Origin of the sequence: Albidovulum sp., from assembly GCF_008933605.1 — a bacterium.
Taxonomy (GTDB): domain Bacteria; phylum Pseudomonadota; class Alphaproteobacteria; order Rhodobacterales; family Rhodobacteraceae; genus Albidovulum.
This window is the reverse complement of sequence record NZ_WBUS01000004.1, coordinates 45,459-54,644: the sequence shown is the minus strand read 5'-3', so window position 1 is coordinate 54,644 and position 9,186 is coordinate 45,459. Positions and strand designations below refer to the sequence as shown.

9 protein-coding genes and 1 pseudogene are annotated in these 9,186 nt (G+C 65.8%); 5 read left to right on the top strand and 5 right to left on the bottom strand.

Annotated features, from left to right (window positions below):
• The 4 genes and pseudogenes from F9K34_RS01255 to F9K34_RS01240 all read right to left on the bottom strand — a co-directional run.
• A pseudogene (locus F9K34_RS01255) lies at positions 1-292 on the bottom strand (GNAT family N-acetyltransferase); the annotation flags it as partial.
• Complete coding sequence (locus F9K34_RS01250; RefSeq protein ID WP_291334652.1) at positions 293-1,219, bottom strand: 3-keto-5-aminohexanoate cleavage protein; 927 nt, start codon at positions 1,217-1,219, stop codon at positions 293-295.
• A 9-nt stretch (positions 1,220-1,228) separates the two neighbouring features.
• The gene (locus F9K34_RS01245; protein WP_291334651.1) at positions 1,229-2,578 is read right to left on the bottom strand and encodes an aminotransferase family protein; all 1,350 of its coding nucleotides are present in this window, start codon (positions 2,576-2,578) and stop codon (positions 1,229-1,231) included.
• The gene (locus F9K34_RS01240) at positions 2,575-2,973 is read right to left on the bottom strand and encodes a TOBE domain-containing protein (protein WP_291334650.1); all 399 of its coding nucleotides are present in this window, start codon (positions 2,971-2,973) and stop codon (positions 2,575-2,577) included. The genes F9K34_RS01245 and F9K34_RS01240 overlap by 4 nt, the downstream gene beginning before the upstream one ends.
• 148 nt (positions 2,974-3,121) lie before the next feature.
• Between F9K34_RS01240 and F9K34_RS01235 the strand changes: the two genes are divergently transcribed.
• Positions 3,122-4,081 (top strand): LysR family transcriptional regulator, encoded by a 960-nt coding sequence (locus F9K34_RS01235; protein WP_291334649.1) that lies wholly within the window; start codon positions 3,122-3,124, stop codon positions 4,079-4,081.
• A 277-nt stretch (positions 4,082-4,358) separates the two neighbouring features.
• Here F9K34_RS01235 and F9K34_RS01230 read toward each other — a convergent pair whose 3' ends face one another.
• A complete protein-coding gene (locus F9K34_RS01230; protein WP_291334648.1) occupies positions 4,359-5,063 on the bottom strand; it encodes a GntR family transcriptional regulator in 705 nt (234 codons plus the stop codon).
• Positions 5,064-5,241: 178 nt separating this feature from the next.
• Here F9K34_RS01230 and F9K34_RS01225 point away from each other — a divergent pair, with 178 nt between their 5' ends.
• From F9K34_RS01225 to F9K34_RS01210, 4 genes are all read left to right on the top strand, one after another.
• Positions 5,242-6,429 carry an ABC transporter substrate-binding protein gene (locus F9K34_RS01225; protein WP_291334647.1) on the top strand — a complete coding sequence of 396 codons (1,188 nt, stop codon included), beginning with the start codon at positions 5,242-5,244 and terminating at the stop codon, positions 6,427-6,429.
• 90 nt (positions 6,430-6,519) lie between these two features.
• Positions 6,520-7,389, top strand: a complete 870-nt coding sequence (locus tag F9K34_RS01220; RefSeq protein ID WP_291334646.1) for a branched-chain amino acid ABC transporter permease — start codon at positions 6,520-6,522, stop codon at positions 7,387-7,389.
• A gap of 43 nt (positions 7,390-7,432) precedes the next feature.
• Positions 7,433-8,404 (top strand): branched-chain amino acid ABC transporter permease, encoded by a 972-nt coding sequence (locus F9K34_RS01215; protein WP_291334645.1) that lies wholly within the window; start codon positions 7,433-7,435, stop codon positions 8,402-8,404.
• Entirely contained in the window at positions 8,401-9,183 is a 783-nt protein-coding gene (locus F9K34_RS01210) for an ABC transporter ATP-binding protein (RefSeq protein WP_291334644.1), read from the top strand. Before F9K34_RS01215 ends, F9K34_RS01210 begins: the two co-directional genes overlap by 4 nt.
• Positions 9,184-9,186: the final 3 nt, after the last annotated feature.

Here is a 9,186-nt window from a genome sequence, read left to right as displayed (position 1 = left end):
GCTCTACTCGACCACGCGCGGAGGCCGCGACCCAGAGGTCGGAGACATAGGCGCCCGGGACGCCGCGCGTGGTCGAGTAGAGCGGCGAGAAGACCACGACCCCGACCGCGCCGCCGCCCTGAAGCGCAAGGAGCGCCCGGAAGGCGGGGCGGGGCCCGAAGCCGGCCTCCCGCAGGTCCGCCGCGGTCGCGACGTGGGTGTCGCCGAGGTCGCCGGAGAGGGCGCGGAGCGCGGCGTCGAGGAGTTCGACGTCCCCGGCCTCGGCCGGACGGATCGTCACAGCCTGAGCCATTCAGAAACCCACCTTCTCCGGTCCTTTCAGACCCAGCATCGACCGCGCCTCGGCGGGCGTCGCGACCGTCCGCCCGACGGCTTCCACGATCTCCCTGACCTTCGCCACCTGTTCGGCGTTCGACGTCGCGAGCTGGCCCTTGGCGATGTGGAGGTTGTCCTCGAGCCCGACGCGGACATGCCCGCCCATCGCCGCGGCCTGTTCCGCCATCCGCATCTGCATCCGCCCGGCCGCGAGGACCGAGAAGATGTAATCATCGCCGAAAAGCCTGTCGGCCGTCGCCTTCAGATGGTCGAGGTGGTCCGGCTCGGCGGCGATGCCGCCGAGGACGCCCATGACGAACTGGATGAAGACCGGCGCCCGCACCAGTCCGCGGTCGGCGAAGTGCCGGAGCATGTAGAGGTGGCCGACGTCATAGCATTCGAACTCGAACCGTGCGCCGCGTTCCTCGCCCATGCGGCTCAGGATGCCTTCGATGTCGCGCGGCGTGTTCTTGAAGACGAGGTCGTCGGAGCTCCGCAGGAACGGCTCCTCCCAGTCGTGGAGCCACTCCGTCCGCTTGCCGAGCATCGGATAGAGCGCGAAGTTCATCGTGCCCATGTTCAGCGAACACATCTCGGGCCGGAGCGCCAGCGGCGCGGCGAGCCGCTCGTCGAGCGTCATGACCGCGCTGCCGCCAGTCGTCAGGTTGACGACCGCATCGCAGCCGGCGCGAATGCGCGGCAGGAAGCCCATGTAGTGATCGAGTGCCGCCGAGGGCCGCCCGGTCAGCGGGTCGCGGGCGTGCAGGTGCAGGATGGCGGCCCCCGCCCGGGCCGCGTCGATCGCCTGGCGCGCGATCTCCTCTCCCGTGACCGGCAGGTAGGGCGACATCGACGGCGTGTGGATCGACCCGGTGACGGCGCAGGTGACGATGATCTTGGACAACGGCTCTCCTCAGGCGCTGCGCGGCAGGGCGGGCAGCACCTTCTCCTCGAAGCGGTTCAGTGCACGGGTCAGCAGGGCGACAATCTCCTCCACCTGCTCGCCGGTGGTGATCATCGGCGGGCAGACAAGGAAATGGTCGCCCTCAAGCCCGTTCCGCGTGCGGCGCGAGTAGACGATCAGGCCCTCGGCATAGGCCAGTTCGACGAAGTGGTGATGGGCATTGAGCGCCTTCGGCAGCGGCGCCATCGTGCGCCTGTCCGACACGAACTCGAAGGCCAGCAACAGCCCCTTGCCGCGGACGTCGCCGATGAAATCGAAACGCTGCATCAGGTCGCCGAGACGGGCCTTGAGCAGCCCGCCGACCGTCGTGGCGTTTTCCATCATGTCCCCGGCCTCGATCTCTTCCAGCACGGCCAGGCCCGCGGCGCAGGCGAGCGGGTTGCCGGCGTAGGTGTGGCCGTGCATGAAGCCGCCGCCCTTCAGGACCGGCTCGACCAGGCGGTCATGGGCGATCATCGCGCCCAGGGGCGCATAGCCCGCGCCGAACCCTTTCGAGATGGCGATGATGTCGGGCGCCACGCCCCAGTGATCGGCGCCGAGGAACAACCCCGTCCGCCCGCCGCCCGACATCACCTCGTCATGGATCAGCAGAACGCCATGCCGGTCGCAGATCTCGCGCACCGCCTGCATGTAGCCGGCAGGCGGCACCAGCGCCCCGGTCGAGGCGCCGCCAACGGGTTCGTGGATGAAGGCAAGGACGCTCTCCGGCCCTTCCTCGACGATCTTCGCCTCGAGCATCGCGGCATAGTGCGCACCCGTCGCCGGGTCGTCGATGTCGAGCCCGTCGAGATAGGCGCGCGGCGCCGGGACCTTCGGCATGGCCCGCATCATCGGTTCGAACGGCCGGGTAAGCGGGTCGTAGCCGGTCAGCGCCAGCGCGCCCAGAGTGGACCCGTGATAGGACGGCGCGCGCGAGATCACCTTCCACCGGCTCCCCTGCCCGGTGGTCACGGCATATTGCCGGGCAAGCTTGATCGCGCTTTCCACAGCCTCCGATCCGCCGGATACGAAGAACACCTTCTCCATCCCCTCCGGGCTCAGCGCGGCGACCTTTGCGGCCAGGTGCTCGCCCGGCTCCGTCTCGAAATGCAGCCGGTAGCCGAAGGTCGACTTCTCCATCTGCCGCCGCATGGCGTCCAGGACGCGCGGGTTGGAGTGGCCGATGTTCGACACCATCGCCCCGGAGGATCCGTCGATGTAGCGGCGGCCGTCGACGTCCCACATGTAGATGCCGCGCGCCTCGGCCAGGACCGGCCGCTTCGTGTCGCTCTGGTAGAAGAGATGGCTCTTGCTCATCATCGGACCTCTTTGGGGTGTGCGGCGCAGTCCTTGGCCCGGAACCGCACGGAAACCTCTTCGCCCGCGGCGAAGAGGTGATCGTCGAACATGTTGATCGCCTGCAACTGATGGCGCCCCGCGCGCAGGAAACAGCGCGCCGACTGGCGCTGGTAGTCCACCGTCTCGACCCTGGCGTCGAGGGCAGAGCCGTCCGTCGTGGCGGCGGCGCGCGGAGTGACCTTCAGCTTTTCCGCGCGGATGACCAGCTTGACCGGGCCAGCACCCGCAACATGCGGGGCGCGGTCGCGCGGGATGACGAGCCTCGGAAGGCCCGGCGCGTCGAGCGAAAGCTCCCCGCCCTGAATTCCGGTGCAGTTCCCCTCGATCACGTTCGACGCTCCAAGAAACCGCGCCACGAACTCGGTCGCCGGCGCGTTGCAGACCTCTTCCGGCGCGCCCAGTTGTGCTGTCCCCCCATCCGACGTCTTGGGACAGGGTGCATGGCTTGCCTGCCATAAGCCAAATAGATAATAAGAATTCTGACTATTGATGCAGACTATGATGATGACAAGAACCACTTCACCGGAGCGCCTTGCTCGCGAACTCGACTGGAACCTGCTGCGCACCTTCCTCGTGCTGGCACAGTCGCGCTCGGTCACCGACGCCGCCGACCGGCTCAACCTCAAGCAACCCTCGGTGTCCAGTGCGCTGAAACGGCTGGAAGATCGGCTGGGCAAACGGTTGATCGACCGGGGGCCGGGGCGCTTCGAACTGACTGCGGCAGGCCGGCTTCTTCAGACCGAGGCAACGGACATCCACGGCGCGATCCTCCGTCTTGGCACCGTGATGCGGGAGGTCGAGGACGAGGTTCGCGGCCACGTCTCGATCGCCATGGCGAGCCACGTGGTCTGCCCGCTTCTGGACGCCACGCTCAACGAATTTCATTGCGCGCACCCGGCCGCGACCCTTTCGATCGACATCATGGCCAGCCGCGAGGCGATCGAAGCGGTCAATGCGCGCCGCGCTTCCTTCGGCATCTGCCTTGTCAACGAACACAGCCCCAGCCTTCGGTATTGCCGCCTTTTCCGCGAGTACTTCGGCCTCTTCTGCGGGCCCACCCATCCCCTCTTCGGCCGCGAGGGACTCACCCTCGCCGAACTGAACGGCCAGGCCTCGGTCAGCTTTGTCACCGACCGGATGACCGATGCCCTGCGCGCTGTCACGATGATGCGGAACGCGGCCGGCCTGGACGACCGGGTCGTCGGCACCTCGGCCAACCTTGAGGAGGTGCGCAGGCTGATCGTCGCCGGCCTTGGCATCGGGCCGCTTCCGATCCATGTCGTGAAGGAAGATGTCGCCGCCGGCCGCCTCTGGCGCCTACCGCCCTATGACGACCCGCCGGCGATCGACGTTCATGTCGCCTGGAACCCGCGCACACGCTCCAACACGGCGGAACAGGCGATGCTGAACCGTCTTCTGGAAACGATAGAGCGGACCCCGATGGAGGACCGGATCTACATCTGAGTCCGGCGGAACTGACCTGCTGCCCGAGTCTGGATTGCCCTGACGGCCGTTTCAGACCATCTTTCGGCGAGCGCGGGTCCTGTGCCGCCAGCCGGTTCACGAGCTCTTTCGGGAGGATATCCCCGATCGGGCCTTGTGGGCGGCCCTCGTTGGAATCCCTACACCAATTCCTGCATTTCCGCGCCGCGTCGTCGAGGCGGATGAACGAGTGTGCGTTGAGGCAGTCCCTCTCGACGACGGCGGTCCGACTCCAATCCCGGCGCTCGTCAGCCCCGGTCTACCGGCGGAAAATCGCGACCAGGTCGCTTGTCCCTTCCTGGCGCCCGCTCAGCTCCAGATGTTCCTGGATGTGGCGCAAATGCTCCGACATGAGGCGCGCTGCGGTTTCGCTGTCGCGGGCGCGGAGGGCGCCGAGGATCTCGGCGTGCTCGTTGTCGCGGCAATTGGAAATGCCCGCACTGCCGAAGATGCCGATGATCAGCGAGGTGCGGGTCACAAGCTCCTTGACCATCCTGAGCGCGACCGTGTTGCCGGCAATCTGGGCCATCAGGACATGGAACTGGCCCGAGAGCCGGATGGCGTCGCGGCGGTGGTTCCCCGCGTGCGCCTCGGCCTCGAGCCGCAGGTGCTGTTCGAGCAGGCGAAGGTCGTCCCCCGTCGCGCGCTCGGCGGCCAGCCGGGCGACATTCGGCTCGATCATCACGCGCGCCTCGAAGACCTCGCGGGCCTGTTCGGCCGTGGGCGACGCGACGAAGGCGCCGCGGTTCGGCAGCAACTCCACAACCTCGCGGCTCGACAGGAGCAGCAGGCTCTGCCGGACCCGCATGCGCCCGACGCCGAACGCCTCGCAGAGCGCGGCCTCGGACAACTTCATGCCCGGCGGCAGGCGCTGGTCGATCACGGCCTCGAAGATTCGCTCGACGATTTCCTCCTCGGCGAGTTCCTCGGATCTTGCGTCGTGATCAGCGACGATGCTGTCCATGCCCATACGATGCGCTCGTTTCAGTTCTTTGTATTCATAGGTATAGGCGACCGGCGGCAACCAGCAAGAGGGCATTGTGAGCCATTCGAAAATCTTTTGTTGACAAAATCGTCAACGATTGCGTCAATCCCAGTGTCGCGGAGTCAAGTGCCGCCGACCGACAACAGGGAGAACGACAATGAAGAGACGCCATTTCCTTGCGACGACCGGCCTGTCCCTCGGTCTAGCGTTGACGGTCTCGACCGTTGCATGGGCGGAGAATGCCAAGCTGAAGATCGGCTTCGTCGGTGTGACCTCCGGCCCGGCCGCGGCCTGGGGCATTTCGAACCAGCGCTCGATGGAAACCCGCGCCGCCTGGCTGAACGAACTGGGCGGGGTCGATATCGGCGGCACGGTCTATGACGTCGAGATCGTGCCCTTCGATGACCAGAAGGACCCCAAGCGCGCCATCGCCGGCATGGAGAAGATGGCGCAGGAAGGCATCCACTACGTCGTCGGCCCGAACGTCGATGACGGCGCCGCTGCCGTCCGCCCCGTGGCCGAGCAGAACGGGATCATGTATTTCCCCTATGCCTTCCCCAAGGAACTCTACACCCCGCCGGCGTCGAACGCGATCCTCGGCATGGTGGCGAACTACCAGTCGGGCCCGGCAATCTACAAATACCTGATGGAAAACAAGGGCGTGAAGAAGGTTGCCTTCATCGCCGGCAACGAATCCGATCCGCTGAGCCAGCGCGATTCCGGCGCAGCGGCGGCGCGGGAGCTCGGTCTGGAGGTCGTGTCGGACAGCGTCACCTACCAGATGGACACCACCGACTTCACCCCCGTGCTGCTGCCGGTGATCCAGGCCGCTCCGGACCTTCTGGTGCTGTCCGGCGTCTCGCCCGCCAATGCGCCGCAGCTGATCCGCTCGGCCCGCGAACTCGGCTATGCTGGCCTGATCTCCACCGAAACCGCGCAGGACGCCGCCGTGCTGGCGGAAGGCGCGGGCGAGCTGGCGAACGGCTTCATCTCGGTCGGCGGGGCCTCGACCCCGGAGCTGGCCAGCGACGCGATGCGGGAATTCGTGGACCGCTACACCAAGATGTTCGGCGAGTACAACGACGAGTCGAACACCAAGGTCTATGCGCTCGAATACATCATCGAGACGCTGAAGGCGAACCCGGCGGCGATCGACAACGTCGAGGAGTTCAAGAAGACGATGGACACTTTCGAGGCGCCGAACCCCTTCATGGTGGGCGACGCGAAGCTGACCTACGTCGGCACGACCTCGTTCGGCCAGAAGCGCCAGGTCTCGGTGCCGCTGGTGGTGAACGAGTTCAAGGACGGCAAGTTCGAGACCCTGTTCGTCGCGCAGGTCGACTGAGGCCTGACGATCCTTCAGTGTCCGATGCAGGGCCCGGGTTGTTCTCTTCCCGGCTCGGGCCCCGCTTTCTGTGTCGCAAAGGACCCCCCGATGGAACAGATCCTTGCCAACGGCCTCTATCTCGGCGCGCAATACGCCCTGATTGCCCTGGGCCTGACCCTGATCTTCTCGCTGATGAACGTGCTGAACTTCGCCCACGGGCAGATGTACGTCTTCGGCGGCTTCGTGACCTATACCGTGGTCGCCCAGTTGGGCCTGCCGTTCATCGTGGGGCTGATCGCCTCGGCCGTGGTGCTGGCGGTCATGGGGGCGCTGATCGAGAAGTTCCTGTTCCGGCCGGTCATCCGAAAATCGAAGCGGGACGAATCCACCATGCTTCTGGCCGCCGGGATCGCCTTCTTCCTGGACGCGGTGATCCTGCTCCTGTTCGGAGAAAAGCAGCGCGGGGTGCCGAAGATCGTGAACGGCGTGTTGAACTGGGACATGCGGATCATCATGCCCTATGACCGCATCCTGATCGCGGTGCTCGCCGTCGCGCTGATCGTGGGCTTCATCCTGTTCATGCAGTATTCCCGCACCGGCCGGGCCATGCGCGCCTTGGCCCAGGACCGGATGGCCGCGCAGCTGATGGGGGTCGATGTCGACCGCTACTCGATGATCGGCTTCGCCCTCGGCGCGATGCTGGCGGGCCTCGTCGGCGGTCTTCTGGTGACGATCACCGGCATCAACCTCGGGATGGGCGGGCCGACCTCGGTCAAGGCCTTCCTGATGATCATGATCGGCGGCGCCGGTGTCATTTCGGGTGCCATCGCGGGCGGGTTCATCCTGGGCATGATGGAATCCGTCGGCCTGACCGTGCTGGCCGCCTACGGCGACATCACCTATCTGGTGATCTTCGCCTCGCTGATGGTCTTCCTCGCCATCCGGCCGCAGGGCCTGATGGGCAAGCCCTGGGGTTGAGGCCATGACCGCTCAAACGCAATCCATAGCAAGGGGCCGCCCGATGTCCACAACCCGCCTTGCCGGCGTCCTGGCCTTCCTGCTTGGCGTCTTCGTCCTCGTGCCGCTGTTCATCAACCTGACGGGGCGCTGGGACTTCTACTACACGCTCACCTCGGTCGCGCTTCTGTCGGTGGCCGCCGCCGGGGTCTGGCTGACCTTCTACATCGGCCGGATCAACATCGGCCAGGGTGCCTATGCACTTACGGGTGGCTATGTCTCGGCCATCCTTATCACGCAATACGGCGTCAGCTTCTGGCTGACGCTGCCGCTGGCAGGGTTGTTCTGCGCCGCCGTTTCGGTGCTGATCGGCCTGCCCATCCTGCGGTTGCGCGGGGTCTACTTCGCCATGGTCACGCTGGTCCTGACCGAGGTGGCCCGGCTGACCGCCCTCGCGCTGCCCGTCACCAACGGCGCCAAGGGGATCACCTCGATCCCGCTGCCGGGCGAACTGTCGCTCTTCGGCCTGACCATCATCCCCGACTTCTCGACGCTGGGGAACCCGAAGCTCGCCTTCTACCTGATGGCCACCGTGCTGATGGTCCTGACCTACCTTGTCCTCTGGCGCATCGTGAATTCGCGCCTTGGCCATCTGTGCCGGTCGCTGCAACAGAACGAGGAACTCTCGGCCTCGATCGGCGTCAATACCGCCATGCTCCGGGTGCTGGCCTATGCCATCTCCTCCTTCTTCGGCGGGCTGGCTGGCGCGATCTTCGTCGCCATCTCGCAGTCGATCTACCCGTCCTCCTTCGTGGTGCAGGACAGCGTGAACTTCATGCTCTACTGCTTCCTCGGCGGGCTCGGCTATGTCTTCGGGCCCATGCTTGGCACGCTGCTCCTCTACTTCGGCTGGGACCTTCTCTCCATCGCCAAGGAGTATCAGCTTCTCATCTACTCCGGCGCGCTGATCGCCTTGATGCTGGTCCTGCCCAACGGCGTCCTCAGCCTTCTTGACAAGAAAGGCGGCCGCAAATGACCCCGATCCTGCAGATCAAGGGCGTCACCAAGCGCTATGGCGGGCTGACCGCCAACAACGACATCACCTTCGACGTCGCCCCGCAGGAGATCCTGTCGGTGATCGGGCCGAACGGGGCGGGGAAGTCCACCCTTTTCAAGCAGATCGCCGGGTTCGTCACGCCCACCACGGGCGAGGTGATCTACAAGGGCACCAAGATCTCCGGCCTGCCGCCGCACAAGGTGGCGCGGATGGGGGTGGTTCGGACCTTCCAGGAGACGACGATCTTCAAGTCGATGACTGTGCGCGAAAACGTCATCGTCTCGCACCACCTGCGGTCTAAGGCCTCGCTGCTCGGCTTCTTCTTCGGGTCGGCCCAGGCCAAGGCGGACGAGGCGGAATTTGGGAAGTCGGCGGATGACATCATCGACTTCCTGGGGCTTCAGGCGATCCGCAACGAGACGGCATCGAACCTGCCGCAAGGCCATCTGCGGGCGCTGGGCATGGCCATCGGCCTTGCCACGCACCCGGATGTGATCCTCCTCGACGAACCCTTTGCGGGCATGAACCATGACGAGACGATGCGCATGGTCGCCCTCGTCCGCCGCCTGCGCGACGAACGGGGCCTGACCGTGCTGCTCGTGGAACACGACATGCCGGCGGTGATGAAGATTTCCGACCGGATCGTCTGCATCAACTTTGGCGAGAAGATCGCCGAGGGCAGCCCCGCCGAAATCCAGGCCAACCCCCGCGTCATCGAGGCCTACCTCGGCAGCGAAGACGCCGCGATCGGGATGTGAGAC

Coding starts and splice junctions, on each gene's coding strand:
- F9K34_RS01245 (WP_291334651.1), bottom strand. CDS start 2,578: ATGATGAGCAAGAGCCATCTCTTCTACCAGAGCGACACGAAGCGGCCG.
- F9K34_RS01235 (WP_291334649.1), top strand. CDS start 3,122: ATGACAAGAACCACTTCACCGGAGCGCCTTGCTCGCGAACTCGACTGG.
- F9K34_RS01230 (WP_291334648.1), bottom strand. CDS start 5,063: ATGGACAGCATCGTCGCTGATCACGACGCAAGATCCGAGGAACTCGCC.
- F9K34_RS01225 (WP_291334647.1), top strand. CDS start 5,242: ATGAAGAGACGCCATTTCCTTGCGACGACCGGCCTGTCCCTCGGTCTA.
- F9K34_RS01220 (WP_291334646.1), top strand. CDS start 6,520: ATGGAACAGATCCTTGCCAACGGCCTCTATCTCGGCGCGCAATACGCC.
- F9K34_RS01215 (WP_291334645.1), top strand. CDS start 7,433: ATGTCCACAACCCGCCTTGCCGGCGTCCTGGCCTTCCTGCTTGGCGTC.
- F9K34_RS01210 (WP_291334644.1), top strand. CDS start 8,401: ATGACCCCGATCCTGCAGATCAAGGGCGTCACCAAGCGCTATGGCGGG.